The sequence below is a fragment of the Neisseria sp. genome (assembly GCF_030523955.1).
In the GTDB taxonomy this organism is placed as follows: Bacteria; Pseudomonadota; Gammaproteobacteria; order Burkholderiales; family Neisseriaceae; genus Neisseria.
Window position 1 is genome coordinate 38,265 of record NZ_JAUNHL010000011.1, and the last position, 20,352, is coordinate 58,616.

The 20,352-nt window shown below is 50.9% G+C and carries 14 protein-coding genes and 1 pseudogene; 1 reads left to right on the top strand and 14 read right to left on the bottom strand.

Going from position 1 to position 20,352, the window contains the following annotated elements:
• Positions 1–28: 28 nt before the first annotated feature.
• The 10 genes from bamA to Q4C79_RS03735 all read right to left on the bottom strand — a co-directional run bounded on the left by bamA (position 29) and on the right by Q4C79_RS03735 (position 11,644).
• Positions 29–2,419 (bottom strand): outer membrane protein assembly factor BamA, encoded by a 2,391-nt coding sequence (bamA, locus tag Q4C79_RS03690; protein WP_303089682.1) that lies wholly within the window; start codon positions 2,417–2,419, stop codon positions 29–31.
• A gap of 5 nt (positions 2,420–2,424) precedes the next feature.
• Positions 2,425–3,768, bottom strand: coding sequence for an RIP metalloprotease RseP (gene rseP / locus Q4C79_RS03695; protein WP_303089683.1), 1,344 nt, complete (start codon positions 3,766–3,768; stop codon positions 2,425–2,427).
• 14 nt (positions 3,769–3,782) lie between these two features.
• Complete coding sequence (gene ispC / locus Q4C79_RS03700) at positions 3,783–4,970, bottom strand: 1-deoxy-D-xylulose-5-phosphate reductoisomerase (RefSeq protein WP_303089684.1); 1,188 nt, start codon at positions 4,968–4,970, stop codon at positions 3,783–3,785.
• Between the two features lie 140 nt (positions 4,971–5,110).
• On the bottom strand, positions 5,111–5,908 hold the full coding sequence (locus tag Q4C79_RS03705; protein ID WP_303089685.1) for a phosphatidate cytidylyltransferase: 798 nt from the start codon (positions 5,906–5,908) through the stop codon (positions 5,111–5,113).
• 3 nt (positions 5,909–5,911) lie between these two features.
• A complete protein-coding gene (locus Q4C79_RS03710; protein ID WP_303089686.1) occupies positions 5,912–6,658 on the bottom strand; it encodes an isoprenyl transferase in 747 nt (248 codons plus the stop codon).
• Between the two features lie 100 nt (positions 6,659–6,758).
• Positions 6,759–7,316 (bottom strand): ribosome recycling factor, encoded by a 558-nt coding sequence (gene frr, locus Q4C79_RS03715; RefSeq protein WP_303089687.1) that lies wholly within the window; start codon positions 7,314–7,316, stop codon positions 6,759–6,761.
• A gap of 274 nt (positions 7,317–7,590) precedes the next feature.
• On the bottom strand, positions 7,591–8,583 hold the full coding sequence (locus Q4C79_RS03720) for a DUF4424 family protein (protein ID WP_303089688.1): 993 nt from the start codon (positions 8,581–8,583) through the stop codon (positions 7,591–7,593).
• A 163-nt stretch (positions 8,584–8,746) separates the two neighbouring features.
• Complete coding sequence (pyrH, locus tag Q4C79_RS03725; RefSeq protein ID WP_303089689.1) at positions 8,747–9,466, bottom strand: UMP kinase; 720 nt, start codon at positions 9,464–9,466, stop codon at positions 8,747–8,749.
• A 176-nt stretch (positions 9,467–9,642) separates the two neighbouring features.
• Complete coding sequence (locus Q4C79_RS03730; RefSeq protein ID WP_303089690.1) at positions 9,643–10,236, bottom strand: hypothetical protein; 594 nt, start codon at positions 10,234–10,236, stop codon at positions 9,643–9,645.
• Between the two features lie 181 nt (positions 10,237–10,417).
• Positions 10,418–11,644 (bottom strand): MFS transporter, encoded by a 1,227-nt coding sequence (locus Q4C79_RS03735; RefSeq protein WP_303089691.1) that lies wholly within the window; start codon positions 11,642–11,644, stop codon positions 10,418–10,420.
• 330 nt (positions 11,645–11,974) lie between these two features.
• On the opposite strand from Q4C79_RS03735, the gene Q4C79_RS03740 reads away from it, so the two are divergent.
• Positions 11,975–12,787 (top strand): CoA ester lyase, encoded by an 813-nt coding sequence (locus Q4C79_RS03740; RefSeq protein WP_303089692.1) that lies wholly within the window; start codon positions 11,975–11,977, stop codon positions 12,785–12,787.
• Positions 12,788–12,939: 152 nt separating this feature from the next.
• On the opposite strand, the gene Q4C79_RS03745 is transcribed toward Q4C79_RS03740, so the two are convergent.
• From Q4C79_RS03745 to Q4C79_RS03760, 4 genes and pseudogenes are all read right to left on the bottom strand, one after another.
• On the bottom strand, positions 12,940–14,475 hold the full coding sequence (locus Q4C79_RS03745) for a hypothetical protein (protein ID WP_303089693.1): 1,536 nt from the start codon (positions 14,473–14,475) through the stop codon (positions 12,940–12,942).
• Positions 14,472–15,554 (bottom strand): VCBS domain-containing protein, encoded by a 1,083-nt coding sequence (locus Q4C79_RS03750; protein WP_303089694.1) that lies wholly within the window; start codon positions 15,552–15,554, stop codon positions 14,472–14,474. The genes Q4C79_RS03745 and Q4C79_RS03750 overlap by 4 nt, the downstream gene beginning before the upstream one ends.
• Before the next feature lie 235 nt (positions 15,555–15,789).
• On the bottom strand, positions 15,790–19,143 hold the full coding sequence (locus tag Q4C79_RS03755) for a M10 family metallopeptidase C-terminal domain-containing protein (protein ID WP_303089695.1): 3,354 nt from the start codon (positions 19,141–19,143) through the stop codon (positions 15,790–15,792).
• 437 nt (positions 19,144–19,580) lie between these two features.
• A pseudogene (locus Q4C79_RS03760) lies at positions 19,581–20,352 on the bottom strand (glycine dehydrogenase (aminomethyl-transferring)); the annotation flags it as partial.

The window sequence follows — 20,352 nt, forward strand, 5'->3', positions numbered from 1 at the left end:
CTGACGAGTTCTGCTTCCACTATCGGATTTAGAATGTTGTACCCAGCTGGAATTGGAAACGCTGGATTTCGTCAGATGATTTTTTGTTTATCGGATAAGCATAACTAAACTTCATCGGCCCCAACGGAGAGAGCCAAGTAACCGCAGCACCCGCCGAATAACGCAATTCGTTTTTGAACGTCGAGCGATGCTCACCGTCGTATACACTAATGCCGTTGTCACTGTCTTGGGCAGTATAGGTTTTACCATCCCACACGCTGCCGGCATCAGCAAACAAACTCATCCGTACGGTACGGCTGTCTTTTACACCCGGGAAGGGGAACAACAATTCCGCGGTACCCGATACCATTTTATTGCCGCCATAGCTGATTTTATCGCCGTCATCATCATAGACTTTCGGGCCTAAAGTGCCGTTTTCATAACCGCGTACCGAACCCAAGCCGCCGCCATAAAAGTTTTCAAAGAACGGCAGCTCTTTGGTTTTGCCATAGCCATCGGCATAGCCGATATCGCCACCCAGCATCAGAGTAAGATTGCGGCTCAGCGGGAAGAACCATTTTTGATTGTGAGTTACGCTGTAATATTGCAAATCACTACCCGGCAAACCAATGGTTGCGTTGACATCCGTACTGTAACCGCGGGTCGGCCACAAGGCACTATCTGTCTTATTACGGCCCCAGCCTATCGTTCCTTTGTATACCCAACCGCTGTAAGAGCCTTCACCGGTATCCGCATTATTCAGAGTACCGTATTTTGATACGAAATCTCGATAACGCATAGGCGAACCATCATAGGTGTTTACTTTCAGATGCTCAGGTGCAAAACCGACATTAATACGGTCATATTCAGTAACCGGAATACCCGCGCGAATACCAAGACCGTATTTGGTGGTTTTATACTGCTGGACATTGGTACTGTCGTCAGATTTGCGTGGATCGTAAACTCTTCCGTATAAATCGTATCCCAAGCTCACGCCATCCGGTGTGAAATACGGATCGGTAAACGACAAAGATGCATTTTGGGTGGTATCACTGCGTGATATACGGGCAGAAATCGATTTACCGGTACCGAACAAATTATCCTGCGCCACACCGGCAGATAATACCAAGCCGGTACCCTGCACCCAACCCGCTGATAAATCCAGTGAACCGGTAGATTTTTCTTCCACGCTCATATCGATATCAACTTGGTCGGGAGAATTTTCGACAGGTTTCGCATCGAATTTAACATTGTCAAAATATCCCAGCAGATCAACGCGCTCCTTCGAACGTTGCAACTTAGATGTATCGTAAGGCGCAGCCTCCATCTGGCGTAATTCGCGGCGAATCACTTCATCGCGGGTTTTATTATTGCCCGTGATGTTGATCTGATTAACATAAACCTTGCGGCCAGGGTTAATATTCAATACAAAATTAACGATTTTATTTTGTGCATCCGGTTGCGGTATCACATTAACTTCGCTAAACGCGTAGCCTGCGCTGCCCATGGCGTTCTGGATATTTTGCAGGCCTTCCACCATCAGGCTACGGTCATACCACTTGCCTTCTTTCATTTTCAGCAGTTTATATAAATTCTCTTTCGGCACCTCATTGGTATCGCCTTCAATGGCAACTTTACCCCAACGATAACGCTCGCCTTCATGTACCTGAATGGTAATGGTTTGCTTACTCTTGTCTTCGTTATTTTGCACATCGGTATTGACGATGCGGAAATCAAAATAACCGTTGTTCTGATAAAACTCGGTAATCCGCTCCAAATCTTGGTTGAATTTTTCTTGGCTAAACTGATTGCTTTTGGTCATCCAAGTAAACAGACCGCCCTCGCTCAAGCTCATCTGTTTGATCAAACGCCTGTCTGAATAACGCTCATTACCTTCGATTTTAATATCGGTAATTTTGGTGGTTTTGCCTTCCTCGATTTTCAAATCGATGGCCACACGGTTACGTGCCAATTTGGTTACACTAGGTGTCACTTCGACCGAATTTTTACCGCGATTGCGATATTCTTCTTTCAGGCTCTCCACCGCCTGATTCAATTTGGCTTGGCTAAACGGCTGCGATTGACCCAAACCAAAGCTGGCCAGATTCTTTTTCAGGGTAGCCGCTTCAAATACTTTGGCACCGCTGATGTTAACATCACTGATAGTGGGACGTTCGGTAACGGTTAACAACACCTGATCACCCATCGTTTCCACACGCACATCTTCAAAGAAGCCGGTGGCATATAATTCTTTAATGATTTCCTGCCCCTTATCATCGGTAAAAGTATCACCGACCTTTACGGGCAGATAAGTGAACACTGTGGCCGGTTCAGTAGTTTGCAGACCCTCGATGCGGATGTCCTGGATGGTAAAATCAGCCAAAGCCAACGGAGAGAGACCTAATACCATCAAGGCCGCAGTAATTTGTTTCAGTTTCATAAATCCTATCCAAACAATCGGGTAATATCATTAAAGAACGCCAGCAGCATCAGCATCAACATGGCAGCAATACCTATGCGGATGCCCAGCATCTGTATACGCTCGCTCAAAGGCCTGCCTCGCAGCCATTCTATCGTATAAAACACCAGATGCCCGCCGTCCAGTACCGGAATCGGCAGCAAATTCAATACGCCCAAGCTGATGCTCACCAGCGCGAGAAACTCCAAATAAGCCTGTGCACCCATTGAGGCCGACTTACCCGCCACATCTGCGATGGTTAAAGGGCCTGAAATATGGTTTAGCGAGGCTTGGCCGATCAGCAGTTTGCCGAAAAACTTTACCGTCAAAACGGAATACTCAACGGTTTTGTCCCAGCCCATTTTAAATGCTTCGGAAACAGAAGGCCTATATTCATGGGTAATCTTCTGCTGCCAAGCTTCGTCTGGTTTGGCCGCCACGCCGATCTGGCCGATGATGCGGTTGCGATCCGGCGTTTCCACGGAATTGGGGCGCAATTCGGTTTGGTGGGTAGCACCGTTGCGAATATAAGTTAAAGTCAGTTTCTGACCGGGGCTGTTGCGTACGATCTCGCTCCACGCCAGCCATGTCGGCGTCGGTACGCCGTTAACCGCCACCACTTGGTCATCCACCTGTAAGCCGGCTTTCTCGGCAGGGCTGTCTTTGGCCACCCTGCCGATTTTATCACTGCTTCTTGAAGCTGTTAAACCGATAAAACCGTTATTCTTCGCCACCTCGGCAGCTTGCGGTGTGCCGGCGGCATCGATAATACGCTCGGCTGCTTTGCCTGTTTCGTCTTTTACCTGCACGGCAACTTTACCGCCATCCAAGTTCAATACAATAGCGGTTTGCGCGCTTCCCCAGTCTTTAACCGGCTCTCCGTTGACACGCTCAATGAAGTCGCCGGTTTGGAAACCCGCCCGCTCGGCGATGGTGCCGGGCACCACCGTACCGATATACGGTTTGATTTCGGTTACGCCAAAGGAAAAACTAATACCGTATAAAACGATTGCCAGCAATAAATTGGTTAAAGGGCCGGCTGCCACGATGGCAATCCGTTTTTTCGGCGACTGTTTGTCAAAAGCATAAGGCAAATCGGCTTCGGCCACATTGCCTTCGCGCGTATCCACCATTTTGACATAACCGCCCAATGGAATGGGAGCCAAACACCATTCGGTATCGCCGCGTTGTTTGCGGTAGAAAGGCTTACCAAAGCCCACACTGAAGCGCAATACTTTAACGCCACACCAACGTGCGACAATATAGTGGCCGAATTCATGCAGGCTGACCAAAATCAAGATGGCCACTATAAACGAAATAACCGTTACCAAACAACCTACTCCCTTTAGCGGCTACATGCTGCCGCGATAAATTGCTGCGCCACGCTGCGTGCCGCGCGATCTTGTTCCAACAGCCCTTCTAGGCTGCCGGTTTCCCCCGCATCGACGGCCGACAAGCTGTGTTCGACCACTTGTGCGATATCGGTGAAACGGATTTGATGATTTAAAAATGCGGCCACCGCCTCTTCGTTGGCTGCATTCAAGATACAAGGCGCGGCACCGCCCGCGTGCATCGCTTGATAAGCCAATTTCAAACACGGAAAACGCTTGAAGTCCGGCTCGCGGAAAGTCAAATCGCCCATTCTGCTGAAATCCAAACAGCCCACACCCGAATCGATACGTTCGGGCAAACCCAAACAATATGCAATCGGTGTGCGCATATCGGGATTGCCCATTTGCGCGAGTACCGAGCCGTCCAAATAGCGCACCATGCTGTGTATCACGCTTTGCGGATGTATCACCACTTCCAACTGTTCGGGCGGGCAGTTGAACAACCAATGCGCCTCGATCAGCTCCAAACCTTTGTTCATCATACTGGCGGAATCCACCGAAATTTTCTGCCCCATCGACCAGTTCGGATGTTTCACCGCCTGCGCGGGCGTGATACGGTCGAAAGCCGACAAATCGGTTTCCAAAAAAGGGCCGCCCGATGCGGTCAGAATAATAGACTGGATTCCGTGCGCGTGCAGACTGCCTGTGTAATTTTCCGGCAAAACTTGGTAAATCGCATTGTGTTCGCTGTCTATCGGCAGCACCTGTGCACCGGATTTGCGCGCGGTTTCCATAAACAGCGCGCCGGAAACCACCAAGGTTTCTTTATTGGCCAGATAAATGGTTTTGCCCGCTGCTGCTGCTGCCAAAGTCGGCGGCAATCCGGCGGCGCCGACGATCGCAGCCATCACACCGGTTACTTCCGCTGCGGTCGCCACATCAATCAAAGCTTGGCTGCCGTGCAATACTTCGGTATCAACGCCGACCGAACTCAAATACTGCTTCAATTCAGCGGCACTTGCTTCATCCGCCATTACCGCATAACGGGGCCGGAAGGAGCGGCATTGCTCGGCCAATTTTGCTGTTTGCCTATGGCCGGCCAGCGCAAACACTTCGAATCTTTCCGGATGACGCGCCACCACATCCAGCGTACTCACGCCTATGCTGCCGGTGGCTCCCAATATTGTTAGAACTTGTTTCATGGTTTAGGTTCGTTTTCAGACAGGCATTTACACTAGGCTGTTTCAAACGACTATTTCTGTTTGAAACCGCATACCTGATGCCTGTCTGAAAAAATTTTATTATGTTTTTCACTAAGGTCTCGCCTGTTTTCAGACAGGCATCAACCCAACAATCCGCTTACCGCCGCATACACGCTGACGACGGCAATCAAAGAATCAATCCGGTCGAAAACCCCGCCGTGGCCCGGTAACAAACGGCTGCTGTCTTTCACGCCTGCTGCACGTTTGAACCAACTTTCCAACAAATCGCCGCCGATGCTCACCGCCGTCAGCACCAATGCCACCAGCATGGCAGACAACCAAGACAAGTCAACATCCAGCCAACCGATCTGGCGAACAATAGTCATATAAACCAACACGGCAACCGCGCCGCCGGCTGCACCTTCCCAGCTTTTTTTGGGGCTGATGGCCGGTGCCAGCTGATGTTTGCCGTAGGCCTTTCCACTGAAATAAGCAAAAATATCGGCAATCCACACCAAGCCCATTACCGCCAACAACGAAGCGGCCGCATCGGTATCCGGACGCAACAGCTGCATACCGAACCAAAACGGCAGCATCAGCAACCAGCCGATTGCCGCACTTTTCCAATCGGCGGCAAGTTTCCATTTATATTTCAACCACAAAGGCATGCCTGCGAACCAGAACAATAACACCAGCAACCAAGCGATGCCGGGCAGCATCCAGCCTCCGGCCGCAGCAAACAACATAAATAAAGCGGTTCCGCCCAAATAAGGCAGCCGCTGGCCGGCGCTCATGCCGCACAAGCGGCTGTATTCGTACAGCGCCAACAATACCATCAAGGCCGTAAAAAATGCCCATAGGCCGGGTGGTGCGTAAAACAGCATTCCCAGCATCAGCGGCAATAGTACCAAAGCGGTTAATACGCGCTGCCACAACATGGCTTATCCCCTTTGCTGTTCCGGCGGCAATTGCTCGGAAGTACGGCCGAAGCGGCGTTCGCGTTTCTGATACGATTCGATCGCCTCACCAAACGCACGAACGTTGAAGTCCGGCCACAAAATATCGGTAAAATAAAATTCGGTATACGCAAGCTGCCAGAGCAGGAAATTGCTGATACGCGTTTCCCCTCCGGTACGGATAAACAAATCCGGTTCGGGCGCATCCGCCAGCATCAGATGGCGCGACAAATCGGCCTCGGTGATTTCGGTTTTGCCCTCTTTCAGCAATTTATTGGCCGCCTGCAAAATATCCCAACGGCCGCCGTAATCGGCGGCGATGGCAAGCGTCAGCCCCGTATTGCCGGCGGTCAACGCTTCGGCTTTTTCGATTCCTGCGCGGATTTCCACAGAAAACCGGCTGCGGTCTCCGATCACTTTCAGGCGCATATTATTGCGATGCATCTTCTGCGCCTGTTTGTCGAGCGCCTGCAAAAACAACCCCATCAGAAAACTGACTTCTTCCTGAGGGCGGCGCCAGTTTTCGGTGGAAAAAGCGAAGACAGTCAGGTATTGCACGCCGATGGCGGAACAATGTTCGCACAGATTTTCCAGCACCGTCAGCCCGCGTTTGTGCCCCATCACGCGCGGCATCAGGCGTTTTTTCGCCCAACGGCCGTTGCCGTCCATAATCACGGCGACATGTCGCGGGATTTGGCTGTGTTCCAAAATGGTCTGCGTGCTGCTGTTCAAAATATTTCTCCTGTTGAACACCGCTGCAATCTGCGGCAACCGCGGGCTTATTCGTGATGAATAGAATGGCCGCGCAGCGCCGCTATGCCTGTCTGAAAACTTAAATCGCCATCAGATCTTCTTCTTTGGCCGCCAGCGTTTTATCGGTTTCCGCGATAAATTTGTCGGTCAGCTTCTGAATCGCTTCTTCAGCACGGCGGGCTTCGTCTTCTGAAATTTCTTTGTCTTTCAGCAGTTTTTTGATGTGGTCGTTGGCATCACGGCGAACATTGCGGATAGACACCCGGCCGTCTTCCACTTCCGCGCGCACGACTTTAATCAAGTCTTTGCGGCGCTCTTCGGTGAGCATCGGCATCGGTACGCGGATCACATCACCCATCGCGGCCGGATTCAAACCGAGATTCGAATCGCGAATGGCTTTTTCCACGGCGGACGACATATTGCTCTCGTATACTTTCACGCCGATGGTGCGTGCATCCAGCAAGGTCACGTTAGCCACTTGGCTAACCGGTACCGGGCTGCCGTAATATTCCACTTCAACCTGATCCAGCAGTCCGGTATGGGCGCGGCCGGTGCGTACTTTGGCCAAGTTTTCTTTCAATACTTCCAATGAGCGCTGCATTTTGCTTTCAGCGCTTTTTTGAATATCGTTCAACATGGGATTTCTCTTGTTGGTTAATAATCGGACTGCCCGCAAATTGAGCAGGCAGCATAAAGATAAGCTTTAAGCGTTGAATAGTAACCTGCCTTGGGTTGTCGAACAAGTCCAAACGGTATAATCGCGGTACTAATCGAGTATTTTAGCGGCTGTGAACACAACACAACGACGGTATTAAATACTCACAAGCTATTCAACCTTACTATGGTTTTTGCCTTGCATACACGCTTTTTGCCTCAAAAAAACCGTTTCGACGGTTAATTGTTAACAGCTCCTAACGGCTGTCGTATCCCTCGGCAAATATAATGTCCAAATCGCGGGTGGGCGTGAAATTATGTTTAACCGCACGAAAACGGTTGGCGCCGACTTTTTTCAGCGATTTGTCCCAACACAGCGATACCAATTCGTTCGGTGCCCTGTCTATGGTTAGCGTGAAGGTACCTATCGGTTTCGCCCAATTGGCGCCGGTGGTGAGAACGTAGCTCAAGGCACGGTGTAGCGGATAATCTTTGCCGCTTTTTTTCATTTTCCTGCGGAATTGGTCATCGATACAATAAGCGGAATAAAAGGCGTTTTGATCGCTCTTACTGGCATCGAAATACATGCTGCCGCCCACCAGCGGGGTGTATTGGTGTTTTACTTCGGTAACTGCGCCGGCTTTGAAGGTTTGCGGCCAACTATAAACAATCTGTGCCGCCCACGGCGTTTCATTGATCAATCCATCACCGGATGCCGTTTCATACTTTCTCAACTTGAGAATCTGCAAATCTTTGCATTGATCCAATTTGGCATGCAGTTTCGACAGATCGTGCCCGGCCGTCCACGGATTCATTAATTCCGAATCACTGAAGCCGCAACCCTTGAGGGCGGCGGTAACATCTATCGGATCGCCGACATGACTCCCTTCGACGTCTTTCTGATACATAAATGCACGCACATGGGTTTTCGGCTGCACTTTTTTACCGTCCACCTCGATTTTGAAACTTTTGATCAGGCCGGCGGTATCGGCAAAATCGCCGCTGTAGCCGTCGCCCAATACCGGCAAGGGAAATAATACGGTTTCGGTGATGTCGCGCTTGCTCAGGTTTTTGAACCGGTAAACCACGCGGATTTGTTGTTGGCTGATGTACAAATCTTCACTTTCCATCGCAATATGCGGGGTTTTCAGATACTGAATACCGCCGGTTGCGACGAAACCGATGCTGTCGTTGGCATAAGCGCCTAACGGCAGGGATACTGCCGTCAATACAGGCAAAAGTGACTTCATGATATTTCTCCGATGCGGCAGGATGCATAATGCTCCCGCGTGATTATTGTTTTGTTTTTTCAAAACACGAATAAGCTGAAAAACAAGTGCCGTGCCGGTGCTTGCAGTTATTGTACGGCAAGACAGCGGCAATCGACACTTGTTTTTCCGGCCTGTTCGGGGTTTAGTTGTGCACCAAGGTTCCTTCATCCTCACCGGCAATCACGCGTTTGAGTGCGCCTTCTTTGGCAATCGCAAACACCACGATATTGAGCTTGCGCTCGCGGCACAAAGCGAAGGCGGTTGCGTCCATCACTTTCAGGTTTTTATTCAGCGCTTCATCAAAAGTAATGGTTTGGTAACGGGTGGCCGAGGGATCTTTTTTCGGATCGGCGGTATAAACGCCGTCGACATTAGTAGCCTTCATCATGATGTCGCAATTCATCTCGGCACCGCGCAACGCGGCGGCGGTATCGGTGGTGAAGAACGGGTTGCCGGTACCGGCGGCGAAAATCACCACTTTGCCTTCTTCCAGATATTGGATGGCTTTCGGACGGGCATAGGTTTCGGCGATTTGCTGCATCGACAGGGCAGATTGTACGCGCGCTTTGAGGCCGAGAGATTCGAAGGCATCTTTTAACGCCAGCGCATTCATCACGGTTGCCATCATGCCCATGTAATCGGCGGTGGCGCGATCCATACTGCCGGCTTGTGCGGAAACGCCGCGGAAGATATTGCCGCCGCCTACCACCACACCGACCTGCACGCCCATATCGACGATTTCTTTCACTTGTCCGACAATCTGCATGATGGTTTCGCGGTTGATACCGAAGGGATCCTGCCCCATCAGAGCCTCGCCCGACAGTTTCAACAGAACGCGTTTGTATTTGGGTTGGGAAGCCATTGTGTAACCTTCTTTCTTATTGTGCAAAACGGGAATTCAAACGCCGGATATTATATGGGTTTTTACAGAAAAATACTTGCGCTTTACATTTTGGCGGCATCGGTTTTTGCCGGCCGGTTGGCAAACGGAAAATGCCTGTCTGAAACTTCTTCAGACAGGCATTCTGTAACGTCATTTCAATAAGCCAGCGGATAATCAATCTGCAACCAATCGGCCGCCTGATTTTGCCAGCCGGACAACGGGAAATATTGCTTGAGCCAACTGGGCCGTATCGCTTTACCTGCAAACAAATGCGCCACTGCTTCGGCACTCACCTGCTGCCCGGCACGCTCGGTCAATTGGCGTGCGTAAACGTGCGGATCGACAAACCAAGCATCCAGCAGGTTCAGGCTGCCTTCTACCGGCGGCATCAGTGCCCGCCAATAATCATCTCGGCATTCGAAGCCGAAAGATGAATAAAGTGCGTCGCAAGGTTCGGTGTGCCAAAATTCGCGCACCAGCGGATCATCAAACGGCGGCAAATCCAATTCCGACATTTTGTGCCGGGGATCGATACCCTTCACCAGCACCCTGTCTCCGGCAAACAGCACAAACCATTTGGCATGATCGGAGGTGTACATAAACGCCAAATCTTCATCATCGTTCCAGCCGCTGCGATAATTAAAACTGCGCGTACGCACGTCCGGCAATAGCAGCGCATCCAACAAAGCCAGCGCACGTACACGCTGTTGTACGGCCTGAGGATGCGGCAGGCGGATAAGATGTTGCATATTTAAAGATGTCCCGTAATGTTTAAATCTGGAAGGCCGCAAAAATAATCGGCGCAATCCTTTTTCTACTGATAAGCCTTCATGATTTCGCAACTGTGAAACCGTTTGGCTGATTCATTCTTGTTCTGCAAATGCCTGTCTGAAAAAGCTTTCAGACAGGCATTTATGGAAAATCATATTATCATGCAGCCTGCATCGTTCTTTCAACTTTTTTCTCTCGAATCGGCAGATTCAGCACCGCTGCTGTGGCGAAGAGCGCCATGTCGGCATACCACATCCAGCCGTAATCACCGAAATGGGTAATCGCCAATCCGCCAAGATAAGCACCGAGAAAACCGCCGATCTGATGGCTGAGCAGGGTTAAGCCGAATAAAGTGGCCAAATAGCGGGTGCCGAACAATTTGCCGACAATCGCCGCCGTCGGCGGTACGGTTGCCAACCAAGTCAGCCCCAAGCCGACGGCGAAAATATAAAAATTCAAATCGGTGCGCGGCACCATCAGATACCATGCAATCAGCAAAGTGCGCGAGCCGTACATCCAAAACAGCAGCCATTTGCTGCGGTAACGCCCCACGCCCCAACCGACCAACAGGCTGCCCGCCACATTGGCAATACCGATAATCGCCAGCGACCACGAAGCGACGCTGGGCGGCAAACCGCATAAAGCCACTTCCGTCGGCAAATGGGTAACCAGAAAAGCAATGTGAAAGCCGCAAGTAAAAAAACCGGCATGCAACAGCCAATAGCTGCGGTCAGCAAAGGCCTGCCGCACCGTTTGGCCGAACTTTTGCCCGGTAGCCGATGCCGTAGCCTGCGGTTTGGCCGGCGTGATGCCCCGGGTAAGAAAACGGCTGAGCGGAATCACCAGCAAACTGATACCTGCCATTACATACAGCGCCCCCTGCCAACCCAAAACCGGCCAAGCAATCATGCCCTGCACCAACGGCGCAAACAGAAACTGGCCGAACGAGCCGCCGGCATTGATAATACCGGAAGACATGCCGCGCTTCTCAGCCGGCACCCTGTTGGCCACCAAGCTCATCAATACGGAAAAACTGCCGGCACCGGCGCCGAAAGCCATCAACAAGCCCAAAGTAGCGGTTAAGCCCCACACACCCGGCAACACCGGCACCAAAACGCAACCGAGCGCCAATAAAAGCGTTCCCCAAAACAGCACCGGCCACGGGCCGTAACGGTCGGACAAGGCCCCCAGCACCGGCTGCGATACGCCCCACATCAGTTGTCCCACCGCCAATGCAAAGCTGATGCCGGCAATACTCACCCCCATGTTTTGCGACAAGGGCTGGACAAACAACCCCAAAGACAGGCGCGAACCGGTGGTAATCAGCAATGCGGTGGCGGCGGCCAGCACCACCGCCCAAGTCATATGTATACGGTTGGCAGACATCGCTCACCTTTCCCAACGTTTATTTTCGAATAGTGCTTATTATAATAGCTGCCTATCTTTCCGGCATCTTAAGTTGTTTGACTGCTTTCAGACAGGCATGTGCCTGTCTGAAAGCAGTATTAGAGCCGTTTTCCTATGCGTGTACCGCCTTGCGGCCGCCGTTTTGTATCAAAGCCACTCGGCGGCCTATAGTTAATCAACTCTTGAATTATCAAACCGCCTGCCGGGAAACCGCCTCGCCCTGCCCGAAGCAGCCGTAAATACCGTTGCCGCCCGCCGCCTGCCTGTCTATACTGAAATTCTACTTTATGCCGCCATGAGGAGCACATCATGCAAAACCGCAGTTATCTGTTTGTTCCCGCCACCCGCACCGACCTGATTCCGAAGGCATTCGCCAGCGGCGCCGATGCCGTGGTGGTCGATTGGGAAGATGCCGTTAGCGACGAAAGAAAAGACGAAGCCCGTTCGCTGCTGGCCGCCTACGATCACGATGACGGCCGTAAAGTCTGGCTGCGCATCAACGGCAGCCGCCATCCCGCGCACCACGCCGATTTACAGGCAGTATCCGAACTTTCCTGCCTGTGCGGCCTGATCCTGCCCAAAGCGGAGGATGCCGCAACCATCGGCACGGTTGCCCGACAAACCGGCCTGCCGCTGATTGCCGCCGTCGAAAGTGCGCGCGGCTGGCTGGCTTTACCGCAAATCGCCGCCGCACCGGGTTTGACTGCGCTCACTTACGGCTGTTTGGATCTGGCCGCCGACCTCAATCTTTCTTTCGGCACGCCGGCCGCCGCCGACCTGATCAACCGCTTGCGCGGCGACTTGGTGCTTTATTCGGCCGCCAACGGCTTGGAAGCGCCAGTCGCCAGCGTGTTTCCCGACTTCGGCCATGAAGAGGGTTTACGTGCCGATATTGGCTATTGGCGCGACATCGGTATGGGCGGCATGCTGTGCATTCATCCGAAACAGGTTTCCATTGTTCACGAACTGCTGCATCCCGGTGAAGAGCAACTTGCTTTTGCCCGTAAGGTATGCGAAGCGGCGGAACGTACCTCGCTGGCGGTATTCCAAATCGACGGCAAAATGGTCGATGCGCCCGTTATCGCCCAATGCCGCCGCTTACTGGCTCGTTATCCGGATTAACCGCCGCAATGCTTTGCTGCGTCGAACCTTGCAATAATGCCTGTCTGAAAAGTTACCCAATAACTTTTCAGACAGGCATTGCTTTTACAATAACGGAATTTAGCCGAACATTCAGCGGCTTGCCGGATTATGCCGGTACGGTGTTGGCTGCATTACCCAACAAATCGTTCAGCGTCAAATCCACCGAGCCGTGTTGGATGGTGATGCTGTTTTGATAAGTTTGCCCGTCTTGTACACCGGTAAAGCTCAGTACTGGTCTCGGCATCCCACAACAATTGGCTGGTATCGACCAAATCGGTAAAGGAAAGGGTATCTTGGCCTTTGGTGAAATCGGTAATGGTATCTTGGCCGCTGTTGCTGTTGGCAAGAAATGCGAAGGTGTCTTTACCGTATCCGCCGGTTAAGGTGTCGTTGCCTGCATTGCCGATAATAATGTCGTTACCGTCGCTACCGATAATGGTGTCGTTACCGCCCTGGGCATTGCTATCCATCAGCTTGGCATAGTTGGCAGACACGTAAGCGGCCATTGCGTCGTTTTCCACTTGAGCCGCCTCGCCTGCCGCATAATCCTCTTCGGTCAGCGTGGTACGGATATACGCGCGAAGACCTTCTACCGAATTATCGTAGCTGGCGCCGCTTACCGTAGTTCCGCCGACATCCCAGCTTAAGCTATCTATATTCAGGCGGTCGCCGATAAAGGTATCGCTAAGCGTAAGGGTTAAGGGGGAAACATCATCAGTGGTGAGGGTGCTGTCGACCGCGGCGGATTTCACGTAGCTGTCGCCGATAAACAAATCTACCGAAGCATCTTGCCCGCCGCTCAATACGGCAGCCTCGCCGCTGCGGTTATCGCCTGCGATAAGCTCGCTTGGTAACACCTGCTGGTCGTCACCGGTCAGAAAGGTTTCCTTATAGCTGAAGTAGTAGTCTACATCCAACTGCGATTCAACGGTTTGCGCACCGTTGCTGACGATATAGCTGATCTGGTCTTTCGATTCCCAGCCGCTGATGTCCCGATAAGCAAAACTGCCGTCTGCATTCAGGCTGAATACGCCATTTTCCAGATAAGCGGTGTCGCCGGCTTGATAGTTCAAACCGTTGGCGCTAAAGCCGACTATGCTCAATTCGCCGACAGCTTGGCCGTTTAGCGTACTGCTGGCATTACTCAATACATTACCTTCTACCGCATAGGTTTTCAGCGTTTCATCATATTCCAGATTGTATTCGCCCTGCGCACCGGTAAACGAATCGAAGGTAATTTTCTCTCCTGCATCGGTCAGCACCGCCTGTGCCGCGTCATCATCGCTACCGTTTCCGCCGTTTAGCAGCGATTCGCTCGGCTGCAGGAACAATGAAGAAGAGGACATTTTGTAACCGTTGCTCACGGTAAACGCAATTTCCGGCACACGCCAATCGCTACCGATATCTACTTTAGAAGCATCAATGCTGTAACTGCCGTCGCGGTTCATGGCAATCGCACCGACATTGGGGATTTCTACCGTCTGGTTGGTCGCATAATAGCCATAGCCGTCTACCCGGAAGCCGGCAATATACGGGCGCTCGGCATTTTGGTCGTAACCGTCGAATACACTGCCGCTTTCCACCGCACTGTCCATGATGTGAGTCGTGGTCAGCTTGGCTTGGCTGTTTGCATTGGCATTGGCTTCGGCATAGGCGTTGCCGCTCACGCTGCTGTCACATTCACGGTCAGCACCGATTGATCGGTTTGGTAACTGCCATCGGCGGTCAGCAGACGGGTGGTATAAGTGATTTCCGGCATCTGCATCGCGGCAATGCGCTGGCCTTCGATGTCGAAAGTGTAGCTACCGTCGCTGTTCAGAGTAAAGCTGCCGTAACCGCAGATGGCCGCAGTTTCGCCGACTTTATAATCCAAGCCTTTGATGCTGTAGCTTTCTACATACTGCAACACCTCGCCCTCGGCGCCGGTTTGCGCACCGTCCAATACTTGGCCGCTCAACTGGCTGGTGGTCATCTCAACGGTTTCATCATCATCGGCAGTGATGTATTCGCCGCTATCCGGTGTGTTTTCAGGAGCAATGTAAAGTACGGCATTGGCTTTCGCGCTGCCGTTGTCAAGGGTATAGGTAATGACCGGCATATCGGCGGCCTGTCCGTTGTCTACCGTTAATGCATAAGTGCCGTCGGCATTCAGGATAAAGCTGCCGATACCCTCTACCTCGGCCGCCTGCCCTGCCTGATAGCTCGTGCCGTTAATCACGTAGCTGTCTACCTTTACTTCCGAACCGCTTTTGTTAACGGTATTGTCCAATACATTACCACTCACCTCGGATACCCATTCGCCAGCATCGGCAAAAGTGGTTGTATCGTTCTCGGCAATATCGACGATATCGGCCGGATCTATGCCCACACCCCAGCCCTCAACCGAAATAATTGCTTTGGAAGTTACCGTTTCGCTACCGTCGGTAACCGTATAATTGGCGGTTAGGCTGGTGAAATCGGCATAAGGGCCGTTGACATCCAGCACATAAGAACCGTCTGGCTTGATGGTAAACGCGTTCACATAACCGTCATCAGTTTTGGCTACTTCGCCTGCCTGATAGGTCGTACCATTAAGGGTAAACGTCGACACAACGGCATTGCCGCTGCCGCCGCTGGTGTTCTCCAATACGTTAACGGAAAACACGTTTTTAGCCATATCGCGGGATGCAAAGATATGGTTCCGGCTCTCCGATTCATCAACCAAAGCCGCTTGGGCGGCGGTTACTTGCAAAGTGGTATCGCTCATCTTGATTCTCCTGCTCGGGTTAAAATTTAGAATAATCAATCTAATATTTGAGATGGTTTGTCCCTGCAAAAAGTTTCTCTGCGGAATATACATTTAACATAAATTAACCGCATATCTTTCAGCTAGTTATTTGATATAGTTGAATGCAATATAATCACCCGTATAGAAATATAAAATGCCTGTCTGAAACACACTTTCAGACAGGCATTGTTTGATGAACCAAGATTAAAAATAATTAACCGATCAGGTCTTCCAGTTTGAAATCCGCCGATGCACTTTGGATAAAGACGCTGTTTTCATAGGTATTTCCATCTTGCACGCCGGTAAATTTCAACGTACGGGTATCGGTTTCCCAAATCAGGCTCGAACTATCCACCACATCGCTGAACTGGATTTTATCGCTGCCGCGCACGAAATCGGTAATCCTGTCTTGGCCGCTGTTGCTGTTGGCCATAAACACAAATACATCCCTGCCCTCGCCGCCGGTAAGCGTATCGTCGCCCGCATTGCCGATGATGATATCGTCGCCGGCGCCGCCATTGAGATCATCGTCACCGCCCTGCGGGTGAGTATCCATCAGTTTGGTATAGTTCTGGCGTACATAGGCGACAAGCTCCGCATCGCTGCCTTCGGAACCGCCTGCTTTTAAATAATCGCGCAATCCTTCTACTGCACTGCCGTAGCTGCTGCCTTTGATAACGGTGCCGCCGCTGTTCCATGAAAGGTTATCTATATTGAGGCGGTCGCCGATATAGATGTCGTTGGAATCGGAATCGCTGGGTCTGCTTAGGTAATCACCATTAACCGATATATAAAACCTTTCCAGCAAACCGTCGGAATTAGTCCTTTCATACCAATTGTCTAAAAAACCGGATGACGGGCTGTCGCCTATCACTAAGTCGGCACTACTGCTTTCATCCCAGTAATACGGTGACTTATTTACAAAAATCTTGCCTTCAAATTGCGGTTTCGTCGGTTCGCTTACATCCTCCGCCTTATGGGTAATGATCAATTCGGAAGTCACCGTTTTGGCACCGTTGCTCACGGTATAAGTAACCGTAGGCTTCGGGCTGTCTGCCGTAGCGGAACCGGACAAGTATCTGGCATGACCGTATTCATCGATAGCTAATGCTCCGCTACCGAATTGCACCCAATCGCCCAACTGATAAGCCTTGCCGTTGACACTAAAACCAGCAATGCTCAGATCTCCTACGTACTTGCCTCCGATCATGCTTTTCGCATTCGAGAGCAGGTACACACTTTCATTGCGCAACCCGCTGATTTCTTCGTTGCCATCGGTTAATTCGGCCATTTCCAGCAGCTTTTCCTCAGGCAAATCGGTAAAAGTGCTGTCTACCGTGAGATCCAAACGTGATTCTTCGCTACGCGTGCTACCTTGAACGGTATAAACAATACTCGGCAATTCAGTTAATGCGCCGGCCTGAACGTTTTCTAGCTTGTAAGCACCTTTGGCATCCAAGGTAAAGCTGCCCACGCCCTCGATCTCTACCGTACTGCCGGCCTTATAGGAAATACCGTTGATTTTGAAAGAGCTTACGGCCAGCATTTTGTTTTCCAACACATTGCCCGCGATTTCTTGATGACCGTAGAAAAATGCCGATTCGTCCTGATCGTCCGGCGCGATTTCTCCCATCTTCAAACGCAGGGTTGAAGACGAAGCCTTGTAACCGTTGGTTACGGTAAAGGCAATATCGGGCAGTTTTTTGTTCAGTACCGACAGATCTTTCGAATTGATATAGTAGGAGCCGTCGCGGGTAATGGTTATCCAACCGATGCCCGCCACCTCTACGGTTTGATTCGTCGCATAATAAGCGTTGCCCACCCTAAAGCCTGAAATATAGGGCTTGTCTGCTGCGGCATATTCCGACAACAAGTTCCCCGTTTCAATCCCGCCGTCCAAGCTGACGGTTTTATCCAGTTTGACACGAACGTTTGCTTTTGCATTGGCTTCGGCATAAGGAGCAGCCTTTACGCTACCTGCAAGATTAAGCGTTAAAACCGATTGGTCGGTAAATCTATCAGATTTATTATTCTCGCCTCGATAAGATGCTTCCGTAGTATATGTAATATCCAATGATTTGATCGAAGCAACCCGCTGGCCTTCTAGGGAAAACTCATAAGCACCCCGGCCATACAGCGTAAACGTACCCAAGCCGAAAATAGCAGCCGTTTCACCCGCTTTGTACTTCATTCCGTTGATGGAATATTCGGTCAGCTGGATATTCAAGCTGCCGTAATCCTGATCACCAATCTGCCAAACATTACCTGTCAGCGTATTCTGGTTCGCCGTCATCGTTTCATCGGCATCGTTCCAATCAAGCGGATTTTGGTTGCCTTTCATATACCAATAATCATGAATATCGCCAATGTCCCACCATATCGAAGATGCATAAAAGGAATCACGCCAAACCGATTTGACCGTGCTGCTACCGTTGCTAACTGTATAAATTAATTGATTTTGATAATATCCACTTTGCCAATCCATAAGACTAGGGCTATTCTGATAAATAGCAAAAGTACCGTCGCTTTTCACCGTGGCCCACGCATTGCCGTCTTGGGAAGTTTCGCCGGCTTTATAGTTTTTGCCGTTAAAGGTAAAGTCGAGAATTTCAAGCTTACCGGAGGGCTTGCCGTCTAATGTCAAACTGGATGCGCCGGTCAGCAAATTGCCCGTTTTGACCTCGGTTCCGTCATATGTTCCCCAATGGTCGACCGTTTCGTTCACACGATCTGAAAACGAAACCTTCGACTCTAGTTCCCATTTCTGTCCCTCGTGCAGCAATACCGGTACTTCATCCACATTCGGCACATTGTCTTCCTGCCGGATATTCAGCCTTTTCATCTCACGCGTTTGAGTAGCCGAATTAATGAGGGTATAACTGATTTCCGGTACATCGCCCGTATAGCCTGGTTCGGGAGTAAAGCGGTAAGAGCCGTCTTTATTGATAAGAATCGTGCCGACATTCTCAATTTCCATCACATTGCCCGCCTGATAGCGGCCGACACCGGCAACGGAAAAATCGCTTACCGATAAATTGCTTCTCACCTCTTGAGGAATGCCCAAATTAGCCAATGCATCACCGGATATGCCACTCGGATTAGTGCTCACCACCGTAGCGGCATCCGCAACCAGTTTGGCGGCAGGATCATGAAGAACCTCATAGCCATTCGACGACGGATCCGGAATAATCGTTACGGTGGAGGTAACGGTATTGCCGCCTTGCCTGATAACATATTCCACTTGCGTCGGCCCATATTCCGGCCCGTCATAAACATGTGTCAGAGAATCAACCATGTTGTAGATTCCGTATTTATCCGGCTCGATCGTAAAACTACCGTCTTTATACATTTTGATATTGCTGGTATTCGTTGTACCCGAATCTTTATCGAGTGCGGCATAACGGTGCAATCCGTTTACCGAATAAGACAACACCTCGGGCGTTTCCCCTTCGAATTTCAAATTATCGAATACATTGTAGATTTTCGGTTCTTCATACGAAGTGCTATATCCCATCTTTGCTACAAAATGTTCGCTGCCATCAACCAGCCAGTTTTTATTGGTATTCATTGTATCGTCTCTCCATAAAATATCACTCGTTCCAAAATAGCCGTACCAATTGAACGGCTTTCGCATTTATCTAGGTGCTTAGGAAGCAAAATCAGCACGATAATGATATAGACATTAAATAAACTTTACTATAAAATATTTTTTATATAAAACAATATATTACAACTATTAAAAGATTAAATTAACCAAAATTAACCCTATAAATCACCGATGGGTGCGGATATAAGGCATATGCCGCGTCAACACACCGTTATGGAAACTCAATGAAACCTCCATCGCAAAGAAACCCCTCTTATTTTGCCTGTGAAATTAGCAAAACAAGAGGGGTTTTACGACTTCTTTAACCCTCTGTAGCAGAGGGTTCTAATAACCTAAGTCATCAAATAATTAAATGCCTGTCTGAAAAGTTTTTCAGACAGGCATTGTTTACTCAAGCATCAATCTTCATACGCTTCCAGCGGCGGGCAGGAGCAAACCAGATTCTTGTCGCCGAACACATCATCCACGCGGTTGACGCTCGGCCAGAATTTGTGTTCGCGCACATAGGGCAGCGGGAACACGGCGGTTTCGCGGCTGTAGGCGCGGTTCCATTCGCCGGCCACGTCGTCGGCGGTGTGCGGCGCGTTCACCAGCGGGTTGTCGTCTTTCGGCCATTCGCCGTTCTGCACTTTCAGCACTTCCTGCTTGATGGCTTTGAGGGCGGCGATGAAGCGGTCGAGTTCGGCCTTGCTCTCGCTCTCGGTCGGCTCGATCATCAGCGTGCCGGGCACGGGGAACGACACGGTGGGGGCGTGGAAGCCGTAGTCCATCAGGCGTTTGGCGATGTCGGTTTCGGTGATGCCGCTCTCGGCTTTCAGCGGGCGCAAATCGACGATGCACTCGTGCGCCACGCGACCGTTTTTGCCGGTGTAGAGAATCGGGTAATCCTCGCCCAGTTTTTTCGCCACATAGTTGGCGTTCAACAGCGCCCATTGGGTGGCCTGCTCCATGCCCTGTTTGCCCATCAGGGTGATGTACATCCAGGTAATCGGCAGAATGCTGGCCGAGCCGTAGGGCGCGGCGGAAACGGCGCTCATGCCCTCGGTTGCGCCTTCGACGGGTGTTACCGCGTGGCTGGGCGCAAACGGGGCGAGGTGGGCTTTCAGACCGATGGGGCCCATGCCGGGGCCGCCGCCGCCGTGCGGGATGCAGAAGGTTTTGTGCAGGTTC

What these genes read in the sequence shown, in the direction of transcription:
- bamA (WP_303089682.1), bottom strand. Translation starts at nt 2,419, where the DNA reads ATGAAACTGAAACAAATTACTGCGGCCTTGATGGTATTAGGTCTCTCT.
- ispC (WP_303089684.1), bottom strand. Translation starts at nt 4,970, where the DNA reads ATGAAACAAGTTCTAACAATATTGGGAGCCACCGGCAGCATAGGCGTG.
- Q4C79_RS03705 (WP_303089685.1), bottom strand. Translation starts at nt 5,908, where the DNA reads ATGTTGTGGCAGCGCGTATTAACCGCTTTGGTACTATTGCCGCTGATG.
- frr (WP_303089687.1), bottom strand. Translation starts at nt 7,316, where the DNA reads ATGTTGAACGATATTCAAAAAAGCGCTGAAAGCAAAATGCAGCGCTCA.
- Q4C79_RS03720 (WP_303089688.1), bottom strand. Translation starts at nt 8,583, where the DNA reads ATGAAGTCACTTTTGCCTGTATTGACGGCAGTATCCCTGCCGTTAGGC.
- pyrH (WP_303089689.1), bottom strand. Translation starts at nt 9,466, where the DNA reads ATGGCTTCCCAACCCAAATACAAACGCGTTCTGTTGAAACTGTCGGGC.
- Q4C79_RS03730 (WP_303089690.1), bottom strand. Translation starts at nt 10,236, where the DNA reads ATGCAACATCTTATCCGCCTGCCGCATCCTCAGGCCGTACAACAGCGT.
- Q4C79_RS03735 (WP_303089691.1), bottom strand. Translation starts at nt 11,644, where the DNA reads ATGTCTGCCAACCGTATACATATGACTTGGGCGGTGGTGCTGGCCGCC.
- Q4C79_RS03740 (WP_303089692.1), top strand. Translation starts at nt 11,975, where the DNA reads ATGCAAAACCGCAGTTATCTGTTTGTTCCCGCCACCCGCACCGACCTG.
- Q4C79_RS03750 (WP_303089694.1), bottom strand. Translation starts at nt 15,554, where the DNA reads ATGAGCGATACCACTTTGCAAGTAACCGCCGCCCAAGCGGCTTTGGTT.
- Q4C79_RS03755 (WP_303089695.1), bottom strand. Translation starts at nt 19,143, where the DNA reads ATGAATACCAATAAAAACTGGCTGGTTGATGGCAGCGAACATTTTGTA.